The sequence below is a fragment of the Paenibacillus aceti genome, from assembly GCF_003614185.1.
Classification (GTDB): Bacteria; Bacillota; Bacilli; order Paenibacillales; family Paenibacillaceae; genus Fontibacillus; species Fontibacillus aceti.
In genome coordinates this window covers 3,786,899-3,807,972 of the sequence record NZ_KZ987724.1, presented here as the reverse complement: position 1 = coordinate 3,807,972, position 21,074 = coordinate 3,786,899, and the positions used below count along the sequence as shown (strand labels likewise).

Sequence of the window (21,074 nt, the reverse complement as noted above, 5' to 3'; positions counted from 1 at the left end):
AAGGTGAACAGAATGAAAGCTAAGAAGTTGGCAACCGTCGCATTAACCATTTCCTTGTTGCTAGGCGGTGCTTCACTGTCGTCAGCTAGCGTAGAAGCCGCAGCTAAGAATGTTAAGATTCAGCCAGTATCCGTACAAATGAGCTTCGATGGAGTGCAGATTCAACCGCCGGCTGGTCAATTTATATTTAATTACAAAGGTACGACATATGTGCCTTTGCGGTTCGTTTCTTATGCTCTCCAGAAGAATGTGGAATGGGATAGCAAGAAATTACAAGTAAATATCACCGATCCAACAGCCAATCAATTAGTGGCTATCAAGGAAAGAATGATGAATTTGGGCCAAGATGCAGCAGGAGCGCAAGTTTCTAAAGCTCCGCTTAACATCTCGCCAATCGATGCAAAATATGTGTTTAATGGCGAGACGAAAACTGTAACTAAGGGACAAATCAGCTTTATCTACAAGGGAACTATCTATGTTCCAATGCGTTTCGTTGCGGAATCTACTGGCGCAATTATTAAATGGGATTCTAAGACCAAAGCTATCTCCGGTTTCTCCCCGGCTTATCTGAAAGAAAAAGGCACAGATAAAGGTGACTCTGGAGCAACGAACCCTGGTACAACTCCAGGTGATGGTAAGGATAACGCTGGACAAACTCCAGGTAAAGGTGGCGCAGAAGGAACCGTCGCAGATACAGCTTACGATAGCATCACTAAAGCTACTCAATCTAAACTGGTATCCCTACAGAACAAGAGCGAATCTCTGATGTGGGATTTGGCCAATAAATATTTAGCAGCCGACGACGATGCAACCAAGAAGAAGCTCCTCTCCCAAGGACAGGACCAGCTTGATAAACTAAGCGCTGAATTTGATGCCATCGTTGCCGATGCTGAGAAGCAATTGAAAGACGGCGGCTACAGCACAGACATCATTAAAGAATACCGTGCTGAATTCGAGAAGCAAATTGAAGCAGGCAAGAAACTTGCCGAGCGTATGAACTAATTTGTAGAAAATTGAAGGGGTAGAAGCTAGTCCATGTTCTGCCCCTCTTTGATTACATAAGAACTTTAGTGGGTTAGGAGTTGCTTGGAAGTATCCAACTCCAATTTAGTTCTAATTCACTGAAGTGAATAACAAGGAAGGAAGTATTTAAATTGAAGGAGAAAATTTATCTATCCTCCCCTCATATGAGCGATGAGGGTTTTGAACTGCAATATATACATAGAGCCTTTGATACAAACTGGATAGCTCCACTAGGTGAGAATGTGAATGAATTTGAACGAGAAGTAGCTTCATTAATTGGTTCGAAAGCTGCTGCAGCACTTTCTTCCGGAACAGCTGCGATCCATCTGGCACTTATGGCAGCTGGTGTTGGGGAAGGAGATATTGTATTTTGTCCTTCTCTTACTTTCTCGGCAACTGTTAATCCTGTAATCTATCAGAACGCTATTCCGGTATTTATAGACAGTGATTATGAAACTTGGAATATGAGTCCTGTAGCACTTGAGAAGGCATTTGAAAAATATATTAAGCTAGGTAAAAAACCTAAGGCTGTTATTGTTGTTCATCTTTATGGCTTCTCTGCGGATATGGATCGGATTATTGATATATGTAGACGATATGACGTACCTTTGATTGAAGATGCTGCTGAGTCACTCGGTACTACATATAAGGGGAAATACACAGGCACTTTTGGAGATTATGGAGTGTTCTCCTTTAATGGAAATAAAATCATCACTACCTCAGGTGGGGGAATGTTGGTATCAAATAACGAAGAGAGAATCGAGAAGACAAGGTTTTGGGCAACGCAAAGCCGTGATAAAGCGAGACACTATCAGCATAGTGAGCTTGGCTTTAATTACCGTATGAGCAATATAGTAGCTGGAATAGGCAGGGGTCAATTGAAGGTCTTAAATCAGAGAATTCAGAGAAAAAAAGATATATTTGAATACTATAAGCAAGAGTTAGGTAACTTGGACGGCGTCCAAATGATGCCAGAGCAAGATTGGAATAAGCCAAATTACTGGTTATCTTGTATAACTTTAAGTGGATATGTTAGGCCTCTTGATGTAATACTCACACTTGAGAAGGAAAACATCGAGAGTAGACCTGTTTGGAAGCCAATGCATATGCAACCGTTCTTTGAGAAATATGATTATATTGGTTCAGATGCAGCAGAGAAGTTATTTGAGAATGGTATTTGTTTGCCGTCTGATACGAAAATGACTGATGGGGATTTAGAGAGAGTATGTAAAGTTATTAAGGAGCTTTGGAGGTAATCATGCAAACTCAGCTTGAATCTGATTATAAGCGGTCTTTACAATCCGGAGCTAAAGCTGGTATTTATAGAAGATTTATAAAAAGACCTATGGATTTTATTTTAGCCTTAATTTCCGTTATTGTTCTCAGTCCTATAATGCTGATTGTAGCACTTCTTGTGAGAATAAAACTGGGTAGTCCTGTGATTTTCAAACAAAAAAGATCAGGATTGAATGGAAAGATATTCACAATGTTTAAGTTTAGGACGATGACGGATGAGAAAGATGAAAATGGAGAACTACTACCTGATAGCATTAGGTTAACAAAGTTTGGACGCTTCCTACGATCTACATCTCTTGATGAGTTGCCAGAACTTTTTAATATTCTGAAAGGGGACATGTCCATTATTGGTCCTAGGCCCTTATTGGTACAGTATCTACCACTATACAATCCTCATCAAAGACGACGACATGAAGTAAGACCAGGTTTATCTGGATTGGCGCAAATAAGTGGGAGAAATTCAATCAGTTGGGAAGATAAATTTAATCTAGATGTTCAATATGTTGACAATATAAGCTTTATTGAAGATTGGAAGATTATTTTTTTAACTATTAAAAAAGTCTTCGTTAGAGAAGGAATTAATTCGGAAACTGCGGCGACAATGGAATATTTCGAAGGTTATAAAGTGGAGGAATACGATTGAGATGAATATACTAATACTTAGTGCAGGTAGACGTGTTGAATTGATACAAAGTTTCCGAAGGGCAGCGAGAAGGTTGGAAATTGAGAGTAATATTGTATCCGGAGACTGCTCGGACACAGCCCCAGCATTGTATTTTTCAGATAGAACTTATAAGTTACCGCGAATAAGTGAACCCAATTATTTAGAATCAATTATTCAAGCATGTGATCAAGAGAATATTAGTTTAATAATTCCAACCATTGATACAGATTTATTATTACTAGCCAAATACCGATCCTTCATCGAAAATAAAACAAACGCTAAGGTAATGATATCAGATACTAGAGTCGTAGAGATATGTAGAGATAAGACCAAGACACATCATTTTTTTGAGAGTAATGTTTTTGGCTCACCAAAAATGTATTCAGACGAAGAACTACTGCATGCCGAGATACAATTCCCATTATTCATTAAGCCTAAATCCGGAAGCTCGAGTGTTGATACATTTGTAGTGAATAACTTTGAAGAATTAAACCTCTTTCGGTCTATTATTAAAGAACCTATCATTCAGGATTTTATTGAAGGTGATGAATATACCGTAGATGTTTTTCTTGATTTCAATAGTACGATTATCACAGTTGTTCCTCGATTGAGGCTTGCCACACGGGATGGCGAGATATCAAAGGGTAGAATTATTAAGGATAGAGAGATTATTGATGATGTCAAGAGGATGATGGAACTACTTAAGCCAATTGGACATATAACCATTCAATTGATGAAAACTAAAAATGGTATAAAATATATCGAAATCAATCCTAGATTTGGTGGAGGAGCACCAATGAGTATTCAAAGTGGTGCTGATTCATGTGAGAACCTCTACAGAATCATGTTAGGGGAGCAACTAACGTATAACGAGGATTATCGAGATAATATTACGTTTTTAAGATACGACAGCAGTATTTGCTTGGATGAGAATATGAGGCTTGTTAAATGATAAAAGCAGTTGTTTTTGACTTAGATGATACGTTGATTTCTGAGAGAAAGTATATCGAAAGTGGATACCTGCATATTTCTAAAGTACTATGCGACAAATATCATTTATTTGAAAATGAACTATATCAGCTTCTGATTGATTTATTTAATGAAAGCCCGAAATATGTGTTTAACAGACTTCTTGATAGATTTGGGATTATTTATACTCATAGGGACATTCAGCAGTTAATAGAAGAGTACCGAAACCATATCCCATCAATTGAGTTTTATAATGATGTGTTACCGAATCTTGAAGTTTTAAAACAAGAAAAAATAAAAATAGGTATTATAACTGATGGCTATGCCAATGCACAACGTCAAAAATTAAATGCTCTAAAAGCTCATTGCTATTTTGATGAAATAATAGTAACCGATGAGTTAGGAAGAGAATACTGGAAACCTCACCCACGATCCTTTGAGATTATCAAGAGTAAGTTGAATGTAGATTATAACGAAATGATTTACATTGGTGATAATCCAGAAAAAGATTTTTATATTAGTAGCATCTATCCTATAAAGACAATAAGAATTAATAGGTGTGGATTTTATAGCGATAGAAGCTACTTTCGTGATATCAGGGAAAGTCAATCTATTATTAGTTTGAACGATTTAAAAACAATGGTAGAAAAGTTTGATAATGTAAAATGTACTAAATGAAGGAGTGATAAAATGGCAAGGGTTCTTATATTAGCTAATAACGATGTAGGCTTATATAACTTTAGATTTGAATTAATTGAAGAATTAATAAGACAAGGATATCAGGTATATTTTCTTTGCCAGAATCAGAAGAAGATATAAAAGTTAAATTATTAATTGAGGCTGGTGCAAATCATATACAAACACACATAAATAGAAGAGGTATGAATCCTCTCGAAGATTTAAAGCTTATAAGGGAGTATACGAAAATTATTAAGGAAGTTAACCCTGATGTTATATTAACATATACAATTAAGCCAAATATTTATGGAACATACGCTGCTAGTAATCTAAATAAGCCAGTTGTCATTAATATAACAGGAGGTGGAAGAGTATTGCTTTCTTAGATGATGATAAAAATAAAATCATCAATGGGATTAGAAGTTATCGGGACCTCGGATAGAATCTTTGAGCACATTGATGAGCACGAAATCTTTGTTGGTATTGGAGATAATAACACAAGACAGAGGATTTATGAGAGTCTGGAAACAGTTGGTGCCCATATACCCGTATTAGTTCATCCAAGTGCAGTAATTGGGGATCAGGTGAATATAGGAAAAGGGACAGTCGTTATGGCGGGAGCAGTTATTAACTGCTGCACCAACATAGGTAAAGGTTGCATTATTAATACGGGGTCTACAATAGATCATGATAATTGTATTGAGGATTATGTCCATATATCCCCGGGAGTGCATTTAGCGGGTTCTGTAAGAATTGGACATGGATCATGGCTGGGTATTGGTAGCGTTGTGAGTAATGGTGTGAACATCGCTAAGGAATGCAAAGTAGGTGCCGGCTCTGTTGTTATTAAAGATATAATCGAATCAGGGGTCTATATTGGGACTCCGGCAAAGAGGCTACGCTAAATTAAATAATCGAGGGAGAATCACATGGATTTACTATATAAAATTATATTTTATATAAATGGGTTTATTATTGTGTGGGCAATGGTTGGCTATCCAGTTTCTTTAAAAATTATTGGTAAGCTATTTAAGAAACGGGAGCTCAAAAAAGATTTTTCTCATCAGCCCACAACAACTGTAATGGTAGTTGCACACAATGAGGAAAAGGTAATACTAGAAAAGTTAAATAACATTATAGAGTTAAACTATCCTAAAGAAAAAATAGAATTCTTAATTGCATCTGATAATAGTACTGATAAAACAAATGAAATTGTAAAACAGTTTGTAAAAGAACATCAAAATTTTAATATACGACTTTATGAAGTTAAGAAACGAAAAGGTAAAACAAATGCTCAGAATGAGGCCCAAAAAACTGTAAAAACAGAGTTTCTAGTTATGACTGATGCCAATTCTATTTTAGATAAAGACTCTGTAAAAGAATTAATGGCAGCTTTTACTTCAGAAGACATTGCTTATGTATCAGGAAGATTATCTATCGTGAATCAGACATCTAGTGATGTGAGTAGTGCTGAGGCAAGCTACTGGGACAGTGATCTAGCTACGCGGGAGATTGAAGGTAGAATCCAGACTGTAACTGCAGGTAATGGAGCATTATACGCATGTAGGACAAAAGATTACTATGATTTCGATCCAATACAATGCCATGATAGTTCAATGCCACTGTTGTATGCACTTCAGGGTAAAAGGGCAATAGCAAATCATGATGCTATTGCTTATGAGAAAGCTGGAGAAGTTATAGAAGACGAATTCGGACGTAAAGTAAGAATGAACCGAATTATTCTTAAACACATATTACCTGATATAAGAATACTAAACATATTCAAGTATAAGTGGTTTTCATATTTTTATTTTGGACACAGAACGTGTAGATATTTATTATGGATTTCTCACTTATTGGTATTCATAACTAATGCCCTACTACTATCTGAGTCATGGTTTTATGTAGTAATGTTTGTGGGGCAAGCCCTATTTTACCTTCTAGCATTGGTTAGAGCAATTACAAAATCTAATAATAAATATTTGACTTTGGTTTATTACTACTGTGTAACTATACTTGCACAATGGGTTGGAGTTTATTCCATATTGACAGGAAAGGCAAAGCCATTCTGGGAGAAAGCTGAAAGTACAAGATAATGACAGTGTTATGAAGTAAATAACACTCGTTTAACCTCTCTCGCGTAAGGAGTTTATAATGAACCTTCAAGTATTAGTTTCGACAATGCACCAAACGGATAATAGTCTGCTGGGGAAAATGAATATTCAGTCCGATGCAATAATCATTAATCAGTGTAATGAAAATAAAGTCACGGAATTTAAGTATAAAGGAAACCAAATAAAGTACTTTTCTTTTGCAGAGCGAGGCGTTGGTTTAAGTAGAAATAGTGCTCTTATGCGGGCGAGTGGTGATATTTGTTTAATGGCAGACGATGATATGATTTATGTGGACGGATATAGAGATATTGTAATAAATGCATTTGAGAATAATCCGAAAGCAGACATAATAATGTTTAATGTACCGATCCATAAAAGGAATGGGCAAACTATAGTGAAAGTAAAAAAGAATGGAAAAGTAAGATTTTTAAATTCCTTGAAATATGGAACAGTAAATATAGCGTTTAAACGAGACTCTATTTTTAAAAAAAATATTTGTTTTTCTTTACTGTTTGGCGGTGGGGCTCAATATGGTTCTGGGGAAGATAGTTTGTTTATAAGAGATGCATTGAAAAATAAATTAAGAATTTATTCTTCTATAGAAACTATTGCTGAAATTGAGGAGAACGAGTCTACATGGTTTAATGGGTACAATGAAAAATATTTTTTTGATCGAGGAGCTCTATTTCAAGCAATGGGCGGCAGAGTAACCTCAATATTACTAATGGTTCAATTTTTAATTAGAAAAAGAAGTTTATACTCAAATCAAATTAGCTTTATAACCGCTCTACAACAGATGTTTAAAGGTAGACAAGACTTTCTTGACAGGGATAGGGGGAAGGTGAAAACTGGAGTGAACTATTGATATAAATATTTATAGAGGGAAGTCTAAATATGAAAAAGAAAATCAAGAGAATTTGTATCATAGCTGATGCATATCCAACTGAAACGAATCCTAGAAATCCATTTATCGAGCAACTAGTAGTCACCTTTAAGGATATGGGGATTGATTGTACTGTTCTTAATCCAGTGTCAATAACAAAAGCTCTAGTTCGTAATAGTGGATTAAGTCCAAAACGTTGGAGTAAGAACATAGAATCGGGCGTTGTTGAAATATATTCACCTAGGTACCTTACCTTTTCTTCAAAGAAATATGGCCCCATTAATACTAATGTTTTAAACTTATTTTTTTTTCAGCGCAGTTGTTTAAAAGTATTAAAAGAAATAGGGTCTAACTTCGATGCTGTTTATGGACACTTTATTTTCCCCTCGGGTATTTCAGCTGCTAAGATATCGCAGGAGTTGAATATACCTGCATTTTTTGCATATGGTGAAAATACTAATTATACCATTGATTATTTAGGAATTGATAGAACTAGAAATCTTTTGAAGGACATAAGAGGCGTTATATCAGTTTCAAGCGCAAACAAATCGAATTTGCTAGAACAAAATATCGTTGAAGAAGATAAAATAGGCGTATTCCCAAATTCGATTAATAATAAACTTTTTTATAAACGCAACAAGATCGAGATGAGAAAAAAGTATGGATTACCAGCAGATGCTTTTATTGTTGTATTTGTAGGGCGATTTATAGAGATAAAAGGCGCTGACCGTCTATCAAAAGCAATAGAGATGGTGGGTTCTGATACTGTGAAATCAATATTTATTGGATTTGGACATGTTGGCCCAAGTTGTGGGGGGATCTTATTAGAGGGAAAGCAGCCTCACGAAAATATTCCTGAACTTCTATCAGCAGCAGATATTTTTGTACTGCCAACATTAGCTGAGGGTTGCTGTAATGCTATTATTGAAGCAATGGCCTGCGGTTTACCAATAGTATCATCAAATAGATCGTTTAATGATGATATTATTGATGAGACTTGTTCGATTAGAATAGATCCAATGAATATTGATGAAGTGGCAGACTCAATAAAATTACTTTATAAAAATAAGGGCTTGAGAGATAAACTTTCAAATGGTTCCCTAAAAAAAGCAAGATCTTTAAATATTGAAGAACGTGCAAAAAATATCATTGATTTTATGGAAAGTAAATTATAGAAAAAGAGTAAAATTCTAAAGATAACGAAAATTGAATAGTTAAGTTTTTCAGAGGTAAATGAGGTGATTGACATTCAAAAAGAAACATTAAAGATTAATAACCAGTTATTGTTTATAATCCTTTTTTTGAGCATAATGCCAATAATCAGCATCAGACAGTTTAGTATGCCAGTTTTATATTTATTCATTCCCTTAGGGATAATGATTCTCCTATGCATTATTTTTGGATGGATAACAGTACCTAAGTTTCAAAAAACCCTGATTTTATTTTCTCTATTAATACTAATTGAAATTTTCTTATCAACTTTATACGGGACAGTAACGGTTTTTGGTGAATTTATTTTTCCAACAGATTCATTACAGTATATAGCGAAATTTTTAACAATAATCTTATTTACAGTAATATTTTATAATGGGAAAGTTGAGGCAGATATTTTTATTAAGTATTTCCTAATAATTTTAAATATAGGAATGTTAATAGGTTTATTTCAATGGATTCCATGGCCAGGTAGAGAATTTTTAGTGAGATTGTATCCCTTTAACGATTTTTCAGGACAATTAGAACAATTGAATAGAACAATGGTTGGTATTAGGGTTCACGGATTAGCTCAACATGCCACTGCAAACGGAGGATTAGCTACATTTTTCTTTGTATACGGATTTTCTGTATTTAGTTACTATAAAAAGCACCAATTTTTATCAACTAGTTTAATGCTTTTATCTATTATTAATATTTTTGCAAGTCAAGCCAGAGCAGGAATATTAGCTTTAGTATTTTCAGTTTTTCTTTTCTATGTAGTAAGCGTTTATATAAATAGAAAAAGTTTCAAGCCAACAATATACTTAATCTTAGTTTCAAGTGTAATTTATTCAATATTTCTTTATCTTTATAACAATGGTAATCCAATTGTTGTAAAAATGGTGTATAGATGGGGAGTTTTATTTGAAACGAGTGGTGGGGGTAGAGTTGATCAAATAGCGTATTTTGTATCTCTATTAAAGAACCCTTTTCACTATTTGTTTGGGTTGTCTAAACAAGTAGTAAATCAAAGTGTCCTTTCATATGGCGTTGAAGTAGAGCCAGTAAACATATTGGTGACATATGGCGCATTAGGATTTATACTACAGTACGCTCTAGTCTTAATATTGCTAATTTACTTTTTGAAGAACATGAGAAAATCTACAAAAAACAGGGCCTCCCTAATGCTCTTAACAGCATCTTTCGTCGGACTCGCTAGCTATCAAGTTTTTTCGGTAGGTTATTATTTTTTTAGAGAAATAAGAGTGGGTTTATTTCCATGGATACTAATGGGGGTGACTATTGGGGTTTATGAGCGATATAAATTGAAAGATGGTAATTTATAAATGACGGATTGTAAAATGAAGTGCGACACCTGCTGGAAATAAATAAAAAAGAGCCCATGGCCGGATTCGTGTAGAATGAAAGTTCCTACACCCTACATACACACAAGGAGAATCCACCATGAACTACACACATCTTAGCATAATCGAGCGCAGCAAGCTAGAAATCCTCCACCAGCAGGGGAAAAGTGCCAGAGCGATTGCCAGAGAGCTCGGCAGACATCATTCCACCATCAGCCGTGAACTGGAGCGTCACGAGGGTCAGGAGACCTATGGTGCACAGCGAGCCCAGGAGAGCTATACCCAGCGTCGTAAAACCTCGGTTCCCGAAGGCAAGTGGACGCCGGAGCTGGCTAGAGTCATCGAAGAGAAGCGTCAGGCCACCTGGTCTCCGGAGCAGATCACATAGCGGTTTCGGCAGGAGAAGCAAGCCATCGTATGCTTTAAAACGATCTATCGCTGGCTGTACGCGGGCCTGTTGTCCAAAGGCATCCTCACCGTTCCCAGACACAAAGGCAAGCGGCAGAAGCCTGCTGAGACGCGTGGCAAGTTTACCGTGGGCAAGTCTATCTCTCAGCGTCCCAAAGAGGTACGGTCTCGGGAAACGTTTGGTCATTGGGAACTCGATACGGTGGTCTCAGGCCGTGGGAAAAGCAAGGGCTGTGTAGCTACGTTCATTGAGCGTAAAACGCGCTTGTACAAAGCCATTCGGATGCCAGACCGCACAGCGTTGTCTATGGAGATCGCTTTTGGTGTAGTTGCTTCTGAGTATCCTATCGGAGCCTTTCAAACCGCTACAGCAGATCGTGGCAAGGAGTTTGCTTGCTACACCAATCTGGAGGCCACCCATAGCATACAGGTGTACTTTGCTGATCCGTATTCCTCCTGGCAACGAGGCTCCAATGAGAACGCCAACGGCCTCTTGCGAGAGTTTTTTCCCAAAGGAACGGACTTCGCTCAAGTTACGGACGAGGCTTTACACCATGCTCTTGATCTGATTAACCACAGACCACGAAAATGTCTGGGATGGAGAACCGCTCGCGAATCTTTTTCAGAGGAACTGTCGCACTTGCCTTGACAATCCGTCTTTTAAAAAGACGATATTCAATCAAACGAGCGTTTGGATTTTCACAGAAAAATATTTTATGAAAAGTGGGTGAGGAATATATTAATAATTGGCAAAGTATGTCAAAGTCTTAAATACCGGTTTAAAAGAGTATCTAGCCCAATTCATAATTTTATCTTAATGATGATGGTTCCCAATCTATCTATTGGAAAGGGATGCATTATAAGCAAAGTATACTGGGGGCCAAATTCAGGAAAAGTAATAATAAAAAGAAATACTAGTATATCTAAGTGGGTTTGCATTATGCCCTATGGTGGATCTATTGAAATAGGTGAAAATTGTAGCATTAATTCCTTTTGTCATATCAATGGAAATGGAGGCCTGAAGATTGGAAATAACGTAAGAATAGCCACAAACTGTACTTTGATTCCGGCAAATCATATATTTAGTGACCCGAATATACCCATTACATTTCAAGGTGAGACGAGGGAGGGGATTACTATCGAGGATGATGTTTGGTTGGGAGCAGGGGTTAAAGTACTAGATGGTGTTGTTATTGGCAGGGGAAGCGTTATAGGAGCTGGAAGCGTTGTAAACAAGTCAATTCCTCCCTTTTCCATTGCTGTAGGGATTCCGGCGAAGGTTATAAAAAAGAGGAAGTAATTCACATTTTGTATTGAGAAGAAGAGGAGAAGTAATGGCGCATAAGGTTAGAAGCAACGAGTATTTTGTAGCCATAATGACGAAGTTTATTTTGGTATTTTTAAGTATGATTACTTCGGTCTTGTTAAATAGATATCTTGGGCCTAGTCTTAAGGGGGAATATTCATATATTTTAAATATTGTTGGAATACTAGCATTAATTCTAAATTTAGGTATTGGTCAATCATATACTTTTTTCAAAAAAAAAAATGGGGATAGTGCATCTCAGGAATTTGTGAATATATTTTATTTCCAATTGATTTTATATATAGTTTTACTATTAATTATCAATGTGTTTTATAAAGAAAGAATTTTGAATTTTATATTGATTATAAGTATATTAAGTCAATTTAACATGCAAATTAGCTTTATGTCATTAGTTGCAAATGTAAATAAAAGAAACTATATCACTATTGTTTCGATGGCAATCTACGCATTTTTTTTATTGATTATCTATTTATTTACTAATAATAATCTAGAGATCATAATCTACATTTATATTATCAAAATTGTGCTTGAAAGCTTATTATTTATTACTAGCAATAAGCTTTATCCGTATTCTTTAAAAATAAATTTTTATTTTATGTTAGATATATTAAAATTCAGTTTATTTCCTATGGTTACTTCATTATTGATAGTCCTAAACTACAGCGTTGATACTATTATACTTAAACAATTTGTTGATTATAGCGACATAGGTATCTATAGTGTAGGGGTGACCTTAGCAGGAATTGTTTGGTTAATACCCGATGCTTTCAAAGATGTTTTGTTTAATAAAACTGCTAAAGATAATTCTTTGAAAGATATTGTTTTTGGAATTAAGTTTAATATATATTTGTCTATCATAATTATCATAGGCTTTTCATTGTTAGGGAAGGATTTCCTTTATTTAATGTATGGTAAAGAATATATAGCCTCATATTCAGTAACATTGCTGTTATTTGTTGGTTGTATACCTATGATTTTCTTTAAGATTTTGAATACTCTCTATATTTCAAATGGTAATCAAAAGATTTCCTTCTTTATACTAATAGCAGCTGTCATTGCAAATGTTATAGGTAATTACATTTTAATTCCTTTTATGGGTATTAGCGGTGCTGCAATATCGTCGATTATTTCTTATTCTGTTAGTGGTATTATTTTATTACTCTCATTTATCAAACGGTATAACATAGCTATTAAAGAGATTGTATTATTTAACGAGAATGAAATGAAAAAAATTAAGTCAATAATACTAAAGAGATAACATAAAGTATGATTTTGGTAAAATCTCGAATAGAGAGTCATTTAAATGCTAAAACATAAGCGGAATTTAAGTTAATTTAGTATAGAAAGGTGATAACATATGTACAAACTAGCAGTAGCAGGAACCGGTTACGTCGGCTTAGTCGCAGGTGTATGCTTCGCCGAGAAAGGGCATCAAGTAACTTGTGTTGATGTGGATGAAGATAAGGTTGCTTTAATGAAATCGGGGGTTTCTCCGATCTATGAAGCAGATTTGGAAGAGTTGATGCAGAAGAACCATGCTGCTGGAAGAATTGATTATACGACGGATTATAAGGCAGCTTATCGGGATGCCGATGCTATCTTCATTGGAGTAGGTACACCGGAACAGCCAGATGGCTCTGCGAATCTTTCATACATAGCAACCGTGGCGAGGCAGATCGCTGAATCTATTGAGAAGGATTGTCTCGTTGTGGTTAAATCTACGGTTCCCGTGGGTACGAACGACAAGGTAGAACAGTTTATTCAGGATTTCTTAGTGAACAATGTTCGAGTTGAAGTAGCATCAAATCCTGAGTTTTTGGCACAGGGCTCTGCAGTTCATGATACTTTACATGCTGAGCGGATTATCATTGGGACTGAGAGTGAATGGGCGGAAGCGATGTTGAAGGAAATATATGCGCCATTCTATTTGCCGATTGTTTCTGTTAACAGAAGATCAGCAGAAATGATCAAGTATGCTTCCAATGATTTCCTTGCCCTGAAGATATCCTATATGAATGATATTGCGAATCTGTGTGAGTTATTGGGTGCAGATATACAGGACGTTGCTAAGGGAATGAGTTATGATGAACGGATCGGAAGTAAGTTCTTGAATGCAGGGATCGGCTTCGGTGGTTCTTGCTTCCCTAAGGATACCAAGGCGCTAGAATACATAGCCAAGCAGAATGGATATGAACTCAAAACGGTTAAAGCTGCTATAGAAGTAAATAAAGAGCAGAAAACGATGTTGTATAAGAAGGCTAGCAAGAGACTTATTACTTTTAATGGTCTAAAGGTTGCTGTTCTGGGATTAACCTTTAAGCCAGGCACAGATGACTTGAGAGAAGCCGCGTCTCTTGAGAATGTACCTGTGTTGTTAGCGCAAGGGGCTAATATTTACGCCTATGATCCGGTCGGTGCTGATCGATTCGCCAAGGAATTCCCGGAAGGGCAAATCGATAAAGGGACTATTACCTATGTATCTGATATTGAAGAAGCTCTAGCGAATGCTAATGTATGTTTCATATTTACCGAATGGGGAGAAGTGAAGGCAGTATTGCCTCATAAATATAGAGAGTTAATGAGGACTCCTCTTGTATTTGACGGAAGGAATATCTATAGTGTCCAAGACATGCAGGACGCTGGGGTTGAGTATCATTCTATCGGAAGACCGTCTGTGACTAGAGCGGGAATGCAGGGGGCGAATAAGCTTGAATTACAAAACGCTTGATTCTAGTAAAGTGTACCTCATTACGGGGGCAGCTGGTTTTATTGGATATCATTTAGCTGATAAATTATTAAATCAAGGTTGTAAAGTGGTTGGCATAGATAATCTAAATGATTATTATGATGTCAATCTGAAATACCATCGTCTGGAGCAACTTGCCCCATATGAGCAGTTCACATTCATAAAGAGTGATATTGCTGATAAAGAAGCGTTATTTAAGGTATTCGAAGAATATAAGCCGAATATAGTTATTAACTTGGCTGCTCAAGCTGGAGTTCGATACTCTATAGAGAATCCGGATGTTTATATACAGAGCAACATCATTGGTTTCTTTAATATACTGGAGGCTTGTAGGTATTATCCTGTTGATCATTTAGTATATGCATCATCTAGCTCGGTCTATGGGGCGAATAAGAAGGTACCTTTTGAAGAAAGTGATTTTGTAGATCATCCTGTCTCATTATATGCATCCACTAAAAAATCAAACGAGCTGATGGCTTATACATATAGCCATCTATATAAAATTCCTGCAACAGGACTCCGCTTCTTTACGGTATATGGCCCGATGGGACGGCCGGATATGGCTTATTTCGGATTTACGGATAAATATTTTGCCGGGAAACCTATACAGATCTTTAATGACGGGGATTTCGAAAAAGATCTCTATCGGGATTTCACCTATATTGATGATATTGTTGAAGGAATTGAGCGTCTATTAAATAATCCGCCTGCGCCAGAGGAGAGTGTCCAGCACAAAGTCTATAATATTGGCAATAATCAACCTGAGAAATTAATGGTATTTATTCAGGCATTAGAGGGAGCATTAACACAAGCCCTCGGTAAAGAAGTATCGTTTATTAAGCAATTCGAACCCATAAAACCAGGTGATGTACCAGCCACTTACGCTTCTACGGATTTGTTGCAGGAGGCTATTGGCTTTAAACCCCAGACATCAATTGAAGAAGGGCTGCGGAGATTTGCTGAGTGGTATGTCCAGTATTACAAAATAGAAAGGTAACCCATGTCCAACCTACTCCGATGGCTGCCGGCCATCCTTGTTATGCTAGCCATTTTCATATTTTCCTCTCAACCTTATCATGCACAGGATTTGCGGCCTGATATTGAGGGGAATTTCATTGCGAGCTCTCTGGCGGAGCGAATGTCAGGTGTGAGTTTTGATTATGCAGGTAAAGAGGTGAGTGTGTTAACGTTAGGAAAGGCCGGTTTTATTGAGTTTCTCATACGTAAAGGCGCGCATTTCTCGATATTTGGTTTGTTAGGTTTCACGCTTGTCTATGCGCTCAATACGAGGAAGGCTTGGCGAGGCTATGTGCTCGCTGTTCTAATTTCGTTCCTGTATGCTTGCTCGGATGAGTTCCATCAGAGCTTGACGCCGGATCGGACGCCATTATTTCAGGATGTCCTGATTGATACAGCGGGGGCGATTTGCGGAGCTGCCTTGATGCTCTTGTTGATGAAGCGGATACATAAGCGCCGTAAGACTCATGACGCTAGTTGAGAAAACTGATATAATAACCGCATTATTTGATGTCAGTGAGGTAATGTGATGAATGAAGTAAGAAGAAAGCGGAAGAGACGGAAAAAGAGCCGGAAGCCGTTATGGATCACGCTGATCGTTCTGGTTGTGCTGGTCGGCGGCGGATATGGCGGGTACTATTATATATCACACCGGGATATCCAGGCTGCAGATATTGGCGTAGAGCAGGACTTTTTTGATTTCTCGGATTTTGGTGATCTCGATTCTGTTCTTAGTGGTGATCCTGACGATACGGCTAAGGGTGAGAAGGATGGCCAGGAAACATCGGGCAATGCTACATCTGAGCAGAATGGTCAAGAGCCAAGTACGGATGGCAGTCAGGCTGAAGGCGGGAAATCGTCGAACGCTAAGGATTCTACCCATTCGGATGCTCCCAAGGATGAGAAGAAGCGAATCGAAGATAAGTATTCGAAGGTGTTCAAGAAATTGGAGTCAACGGCGCTATCCAAGCTGGACACGCTTGCAGAGAATGCCCTCCAGGATTATCGGACAGGACGCTCCTTGGCGGATCTATCATCTACTTATATGAGTGCGGCGAATAAGCTGCAGAGCAAGGTAGATAGTACGTTCAACAGTTTGTTGGATCAAATGAAGGACGAGCTGAAGGAAGCCGGGCTTGATAATGAATTGGCTACGAAGGCTGAATCGGAGTATAAGCAGGCAATTGCGAATAAAAAGTCGGAAATGATGAAGAAAGTCACTAAGGTATCTGGTAAATAATGATTTAACGAAAAAATTACAATAAAACCTTTTCTTTGGTAATTGACACTGGAGAAGTTTGGGTGGTATAGTCAACAGTGAGGGCTTGTTCTATAGGACGGACTCTTACTTGATAATGAAGGGAATGTTAGTGCATGCAAGGTAAAGTTAAATGGTTTAACGCAGAAAAGGGATATGGTTTTATCGAAACTGAAGAAGGAACCGACGTATTTGTACACTTCTCCGCAATTCAATCCGAAGGCTTCAAGACTTTGGAAGAAGGCCAATCCGTAGAATTCGAAATCGTTGACGGTGCTCGCGGACCACAAGCAGCTAACGTAATCAAATTATAATCATCCCGGCCATAATCGCCGCGACCTACATATAATGTATGATGGTTAAGAATTGAAGATTCGCTAGCAATAGACCCTGGACTATTCCAGGGTCTTTATTTGTGAAGCGAGAACTCTATATCGTTTGGAATCATGTTCTAGATCTTTGCGATAATTTATGTACTTCTGCTTCATGACACTGATTTTACTATCATAGAATGCGCTATCCTCTGGATATTTTCTCTTTAATGTGGCAAGTTGACGCAATAATACCTCAAGCCTGGATTTTGTAAACATCCCATTCGAACCTCCCTCTAGTATCCAAAATTCGACATAAGTTGCGGAAATCCTGCCTTTCCGGCTGGAGCCAGATTAGCTCTCTATACGTCAGATTGGGCCATGAAATTACCCCACCTATTTGTCCACAAATTGACATTAACTTGCCTTTTACATTTTTTACTTTGGGTTAATATGTGTGATATAATAAAGGTGCAAAGTCAAAGGAGGAGTGCCCTATGAATTATAGTATTCGAGGACAACAAATTGAAGTGACAGAAGCCTTGCGAGAATACGTAGACAAGAAGCTCAGCCGACTTGACAAGTACTTCGATGTACCGCCGACTACAGGTGGGAACGTTACGCTGAGTGTAGTACGAGGCTTGCATGTGGTCGAAGTCACAATTCCTCTTACAGGCGTAGTACTCCGTGCCGAGCATCGCAGTGATGATATGTACGCATCGATCGATGGGGTTGTGGACAAGCTGGAACGCCAAATTCGTAAGCATAAGACGAAGATTAACCGTAAATTCCGTCAGGAGAGCGGTTTGAAGAATCTATTCGTTGAAGGTCCAGTGAACGGAAATGCTCGCGATGTGGAAGAAGACGAATTCGAGGTAGTTCGGACGAAGAAGTTCAATCTGAAGCCAATGGATGTGGAAGAAGCTATTTTGCAAATGAATATGGTAGGCCATAATTTCTTCGTATTTGCTAACATCGAGACGAATGAGACGAATGTAGTGTACAGACGGAACGATGGCAAGTATGGATTAATCGAGCAGAAATAGCTGTAACACTTCGTATCCATTCATGACGATTGTGGGAATGTAGATGGTAATTCTTTCAATTGAAGTAAAAGGAACGAGCCTTTATCCGCTTATCGGATAGGGCTCTTTATTCATATAGGAGCAAATTGCTTACGGCTCCGGGTGATGTCGCTTGTTGCGGCATTGATTACAAACTGTTACAATTTAGGCAAATCATCTGTATATGCGTGAAAGGGGTAAATCATGCTAGGATTAATGAAGAAGATATTTGGCGACACGAATGAACGTGACGTTAAACGTCTTATGAAGACGGTAGATATTATCAATAAATTGGAACCTGAATTCGAAGCTTTATCGGACGAGCAATTGCAAGGGAAAACGGCAGAGTTTCGTGAACGGATCGAGAAGGGTGAGACTCTGGATGAACTGCTCCCGGAAGCTTTTGCTACAGTAAGAGAGGCGTCCAAGAGAACGCTGGGTCTGCGCCACTATGATGTTCAGTTGATTGGCGGTATGGCTTTGCATGAAGGAAGAATTGCCGAGATGAAAACCGGTGAAGGGAAGACCCTGGTCGGCACCCTACCGGTTTATTTGAATGCCCTTTTAGGTCAGGGCGTACACGTCGTTACGGTTAACGACTATTTGGCGCAACGGGACAGCGAGCAAATGGGTCAAATCTATAACTTCCTCGGCATGACTGTCGGGATTAACCTGAACGGCATGGAGCATGAGGATAAGCAGGCGGCCTATGCTTGCGATATTACTTATGGTACGAACAATGAGTTCGGCTTTGACTATCTGCGTGATAATATGGTGCTCTATAAGGAGCAAATGGTACAGCGTCCGCTCTACTATTGTATTATTGACGAAGTTGACTCCATCCTGATCGACGAAGCACGTACTCCACTGATCATTTCCGGACAGGCTCAGAAATCCACGGAGCTTTACTATTTCGCGGATCGTTTTGTGAAGAAGCTTGAACGTGAAGAGGATTATACGGTGGATATCAAGGTCAAAGCCGTTGCCCTGACTGAAAAAGGGGTGGCCAAAGCGGAAAAAGCCTTCGGTATCGATAACTTATACGATCATAGCAACATTCTGCTGAACCACCATATTACGCAAGCGTTGAAGGCGAATGTCATTATGCGCCGTGACGTGGATTATGTTGTGACGGAAGATGAAGTGTTGATCGTCGATGAATTCACGGGCCGGATTATGCAGGGCCGCCGTTATAGCGATGGCCTGCATCAGGCAATTGAAGCGAAGGAAGGCATCGAGGTTCAGAACGAGAGCATGACGCTCGCTACGATTACGTTCCAGAACTACTTCCGGATGTACCGCAAATTGGCAGGGATGACCGGTACTGCGAAGACCGAGGAAGAAGAGTTCAAGAAGATTTACGGACTTGAAGTCCTCCAAGTGCCGACGAACCGTCCGAATCAGCGGGTGGATATGCCGGACGTGGTCTATAAGAGCGAAGAGGGCAAATTCAAGGCTGTTGTGGAACAGATCGTTGAGCGCCATAAAAAGAACCAGCCAATTCTGGTCGGTACGGTATCGATTGAGAACTCCGAGCTCCTTGATGAGATGCTGAAGCGCAAAGGCATTCCTCATAAAGTGCTGAACGCCAAGTACCATGCTGAAGAAGCCGAGATTATCTCGCGTGCTGGTGAGCCCGGCTCCGTTACGATCGCTACCAATATGGCGGGTCGTGGTACGGATATCTTGCTTGGCGAGGGTGTAGCTGATATTGGCGGCTTGCATATTATCGGTACAGAGCGCCATGAATCGCGCCGGATTGATAACCAGCTGCGCGGTCGTGCCGGACGTCAAGGTGACCCGGGTTCGACGCAATTCTATCTGTCACTTGGCGATGAATTGATGAAGCGGTTCGGTGCCGATAACGTCATGAACATGATGGAGCGTCTTGGCTTCGAAGAGGATCAGCCGATTGAGAGTAAAATGATTACACGAGCTGTTGAATCCGCCCAGAAACGGGTTGAAGGGAACAACTTCGACGTGCGTAAAGTCGTATTGCAATATGACGACGTGATGAATCAGCAGCGTGAAATTATATATAAACAGCGTCGCGAGCTGCTTGAATCGGAGAATATCAAGCAAATCGTTGTAGATATGATCAAGCCAGTTATCGAGCGCGTTGTAGAAGCTCACACCATGGATGATATTCCAGAGAACTGGGAGCTGCAGGAAGTTGCTGATTACGTAAATACGAAGATGCTGGAAGATGGCGCAATTACCCGTGATGATCTATGGGGTAAAGAAGCGAATGAAATGGTCGAGTTCATTTTTGAGAAAGTAATGACGAAATATGATACTCGTGAGCAAGCGATCGGTCCTGAGCTGGTGCGTGAATTCGAGAAAGTTATCGCTCTGCGTGCCGTAGACAGCAAATGGATGGATCATATCGACGCGATGGATCAATTGCGCCAAGGTATTCACCTTCGTGCTTACGGCGGTACCGATCCACTTCGTGAGTACCAATTTGAAGGCTATGAAATGTTCAATGCGATGGTTGCTGCCATCCAGGAAGAGGTTGCGACTTACATTATGAAGGCGCAAATCGAGACGAATCAGGAGCGTCAAGCGGTCGTGGATGAGGACAAAATCTCGACCAGCGGAGAGCCAGCGGAGAAACGTCCAGTGAAGCGCGGCGAACAGGTTGGACGCAATGATCTTTGCCCTTGCGGCAGCGGTAAGAAATACAAACACTGCCACGGACAGAACGCATAATGGCCAGCGGGGAGCTTCCGTGATCGGAAGGCTTCCCGTTTTGTAT

At 38.9% G+C, this 21,074-nt stretch carries 19 protein-coding genes and 2 pseudogenes; all 21 read left to right on the top strand.

From position 1 onward, the window contains the following. The first annotated feature begins 12 nt into the window (after nucleotides 1-12). The 21 genes and pseudogenes from BFJ94_RS17120 to secA all read left to right on the top strand — a co-directional run bounded on the left by BFJ94_RS17120 (nucleotide 13) and on the right by secA (nucleotide 21,028). Nucleotides 13-1,002: a stalk domain-containing protein gene (locus BFJ94_RS17120; RefSeq protein ID WP_120463743.1), complete on the top strand. Its 990-nt coding sequence runs from the start codon at nucleotides 13-15 to the stop codon at nucleotides 1,000-1,002. 185 nt (nucleotides 1,003-1,187) lie between these two features. Continuing rightward, on the top strand, nucleotides 1,188-2,279 hold the full coding sequence (locus BFJ94_RS17115) for a DegT/DnrJ/EryC1/StrS family aminotransferase (RefSeq protein WP_120465276.1): 1,092 nt from the start codon (nucleotides 1,188-1,190) through the stop codon (nucleotides 2,277-2,279). 2 nt (nucleotides 2,280-2,281) lie between these two features. Next, nucleotides 2,282-2,962 carry a sugar transferase gene (locus tag BFJ94_RS17110; protein WP_276145670.1) on the top strand — a complete coding sequence of 227 codons (681 nt, stop codon included), beginning with the start codon at nucleotides 2,282-2,284 and terminating at the stop codon, nucleotides 2,960-2,962. 1 nt (nucleotide 2,963) lies between these two features. Further along, on the top strand, nucleotides 2,964-3,935 hold the full coding sequence (locus tag BFJ94_RS17105; protein ID WP_120463742.1) for an ATP-grasp domain-containing protein: 972 nt from the start codon (nucleotides 2,964-2,966) through the stop codon (nucleotides 3,933-3,935). Then, entirely contained in the window at nucleotides 3,932-4,630 is a 699-nt protein-coding gene (locus BFJ94_RS17100; protein WP_120463741.1) for an HAD family hydrolase, read from the top strand. Before BFJ94_RS17105 ends, BFJ94_RS17100 begins: the two co-directional genes overlap by 4 nt. A gap of 203 nt (nucleotides 4,631-4,833) precedes the next feature. After that, complete coding sequence (locus tag BFJ94_RS25875) at nucleotides 4,834-5,016, top strand: glycosyltransferase (RefSeq protein ID WP_438803684.1); 183 nt, start codon at nucleotides 4,834-4,836, stop codon at nucleotides 5,014-5,016. Next, nucleotides 4,992-5,535 (top strand): annotated as a pseudogene (locus tag BFJ94_RS17090) (acetyltransferase); the annotation flags it as partial. The gene BFJ94_RS25875 and the pseudogene BFJ94_RS17090, both read left to right, overlap by 25 nt. Before the next feature lie 24 nt (nucleotides 5,536-5,559). Further along, nucleotides 5,560-6,726: a glycosyltransferase family 2 protein gene (locus tag BFJ94_RS17085; protein WP_120463740.1), complete on the top strand. Its 1,167-nt coding sequence runs from the start codon at nucleotides 5,560-5,562 to the stop codon at nucleotides 6,724-6,726. A gap of 58 nt (nucleotides 6,727-6,784) precedes the next feature. Beyond that, on the top strand, nucleotides 6,785-7,609 hold the full coding sequence (locus tag BFJ94_RS17080) for a glycosyltransferase family A protein (RefSeq protein ID WP_120463739.1): 825 nt from the start codon (nucleotides 6,785-6,787) through the stop codon (nucleotides 7,607-7,609). Between the two features lie 29 nt (nucleotides 7,610-7,638). Further along, on the top strand, nucleotides 7,639-8,802 hold the full coding sequence (locus BFJ94_RS17075; RefSeq protein ID WP_120463738.1) for a glycosyltransferase: 1,164 nt from the start codon (nucleotides 7,639-7,641) through the stop codon (nucleotides 8,800-8,802). A gap of 63 nt (nucleotides 8,803-8,865) precedes the next feature. After that, on the top strand, nucleotides 8,866-10,167 hold the full coding sequence (locus BFJ94_RS17070; protein ID WP_120463737.1) for an O-antigen ligase family protein: 1,302 nt from the start codon (nucleotides 8,866-8,868) through the stop codon (nucleotides 10,165-10,167). A gap of 118 nt (nucleotides 10,168-10,285) precedes the next feature. Then, nucleotides 10,286-11,242: pseudogene (locus BFJ94_RS17065) on the top strand (IS30 family transposase). A gap of 42 nt (nucleotides 11,243-11,284) precedes the next feature. Continuing rightward, nucleotides 11,285-11,893 carry an acyltransferase gene (locus BFJ94_RS17060; RefSeq protein ID WP_205571033.1) on the top strand — a complete coding sequence of 203 codons (609 nt, stop codon included), beginning with the start codon at nucleotides 11,285-11,287 and terminating at the stop codon, nucleotides 11,891-11,893. 34 nt (nucleotides 11,894-11,927) lie between these two features. Next, complete coding sequence (locus tag BFJ94_RS17055; RefSeq protein ID WP_120463735.1) at nucleotides 11,928-13,178, top strand: oligosaccharide flippase family protein; 1,251 nt, start codon at nucleotides 11,928-11,930, stop codon at nucleotides 13,176-13,178. 99 nt (nucleotides 13,179-13,277) lie between these two features. Beyond that, nucleotides 13,278-14,648: a UDP-glucose dehydrogenase family protein gene (locus tag BFJ94_RS17050; protein WP_120463734.1), complete on the top strand. Its 1,371-nt coding sequence runs from the start codon at nucleotides 13,278-13,280 to the stop codon at nucleotides 14,646-14,648. After that, the gene (locus BFJ94_RS17045; RefSeq protein WP_120463733.1) at nucleotides 14,629-15,663 is read left to right on the top strand and encodes an SDR family NAD(P)-dependent oxidoreductase; all 1,035 of its coding nucleotides are present in this window, start codon (nucleotides 14,629-14,631) and stop codon (nucleotides 15,661-15,663) included. The genes BFJ94_RS17050 and BFJ94_RS17045 overlap by 20 nt, the downstream gene beginning before the upstream one ends. Nucleotides 15,664-15,666: 3 nt before the next feature. Further along, entirely contained in the window at nucleotides 15,667-16,164 is a 498-nt protein-coding gene (locus BFJ94_RS17040) for a VanZ family protein (protein ID WP_120463732.1), read from the top strand. A 48-nt stretch (nucleotides 16,165-16,212) separates the two neighbouring features. Beyond that, nucleotides 16,213-16,923, top strand: coding sequence for a hypothetical protein (locus BFJ94_RS17035; RefSeq protein ID WP_120463731.1), 711 nt, complete (start codon nucleotides 16,213-16,215; stop codon nucleotides 16,921-16,923). Nucleotides 16,924-17,057: 134 nt separating this feature from the next. Continuing rightward, a complete protein-coding gene (locus BFJ94_RS17030; protein WP_068778981.1) occupies nucleotides 17,058-17,255 on the top strand; it encodes a cold shock domain-containing protein in 198 nt (65 codons plus the stop codon). A 494-nt stretch (nucleotides 17,256-17,749) separates the two neighbouring features. After that, the gene (hpf, locus tag BFJ94_RS17020; protein ID WP_120463729.1) at nucleotides 17,750-18,298 is read left to right on the top strand and encodes a ribosome hibernation-promoting factor, HPF/YfiA family; all 549 of its coding nucleotides are present in this window, start codon (nucleotides 17,750-17,752) and stop codon (nucleotides 18,296-18,298) included. Between the two features lie 222 nt (nucleotides 18,299-18,520). Further along, the gene (secA, locus tag BFJ94_RS17015; protein WP_120463728.1) at nucleotides 18,521-21,028 is read left to right on the top strand and encodes a preprotein translocase subunit SecA; all 2,508 of its coding nucleotides are present in this window, start codon (nucleotides 18,521-18,523) and stop codon (nucleotides 21,026-21,028) included. Nucleotides 21,029-21,074 lie beyond the last annotated feature (46 nt).

Bases quoted from the DNA above. Each gene is read 5' to 3' on its own strand.
- BFJ94_RS17120 (WP_120463743.1), top strand. From the start codon at position 13: ATGAAAGCTAAGAAGTTGGCAACCGTCGCATTAACCATTTCCTTGTTG.
- BFJ94_RS17115 (WP_120465276.1), top strand. From the start codon at position 1,188: ATGAGCGATGAGGGTTTTGAACTGCAATATATACATAGAGCCTTTGAT.
- BFJ94_RS17110 (WP_276145670.1), top strand. From the start codon at position 2,282: ATGCAAACTCAGCTTGAATCTGATTATAAGCGGTCTTTACAATCCGGA.
- BFJ94_RS17105 (WP_120463742.1), top strand. From the start codon at position 2,964: ATGAATATACTAATACTTAGTGCAGGTAGACGTGTTGAATTGATACAA.
- BFJ94_RS17100 (WP_120463741.1), top strand. From the start codon at position 3,932: ATGATAAAAGCAGTTGTTTTTGACTTAGATGATACGTTGATTTCTGAG.
- BFJ94_RS25875 (WP_438803684.1), top strand. From the start codon at position 4,834: ATGAATCCTCTCGAAGATTTAAAGCTTATAAGGGAGTATACGAAAATT.
- BFJ94_RS17085 (WP_120463740.1), top strand. From the start codon at position 5,560: ATGGATTTACTATATAAAATTATATTTTATATAAATGGGTTTATTATT.
- BFJ94_RS17080 (WP_120463739.1), top strand. From the start codon at position 6,785: ATGAACCTTCAAGTATTAGTTTCGACAATGCACCAAACGGATAATAGT.
- BFJ94_RS17075 (WP_120463738.1), top strand. From the start codon at position 7,639: ATGAAAAAGAAAATCAAGAGAATTTGTATCATAGCTGATGCATATCCA.
- BFJ94_RS17055 (WP_120463735.1), top strand. From the start codon at position 11,928: ATGGCGCATAAGGTTAGAAGCAACGAGTATTTTGTAGCCATAATGACG.
- BFJ94_RS17050 (WP_120463734.1), top strand. From the start codon at position 13,278: ATGTACAAACTAGCAGTAGCAGGAACCGGTTACGTCGGCTTAGTCGCA.
- BFJ94_RS17040 (WP_120463732.1), top strand. From the start codon at position 15,667: ATGTCCAACCTACTCCGATGGCTGCCGGCCATCCTTGTTATGCTAGCC.
- BFJ94_RS17035 (WP_120463731.1), top strand. From the start codon at position 16,213: ATGAATGAAGTAAGAAGAAAGCGGAAGAGACGGAAAAAGAGCCGGAAG.
- BFJ94_RS17030 (WP_068778981.1), top strand. From the start codon at position 17,058: ATGCAAGGTAAAGTTAAATGGTTTAACGCAGAAAAGGGATATGGTTTT.
- hpf (WP_120463729.1), top strand. From the start codon at position 17,750: ATGAATTATAGTATTCGAGGACAACAAATTGAAGTGACAGAAGCCTTG.
- secA (WP_120463728.1), top strand. From the start codon at position 18,521: ATGCTAGGATTAATGAAGAAGATATTTGGCGACACGAATGAACGTGAC.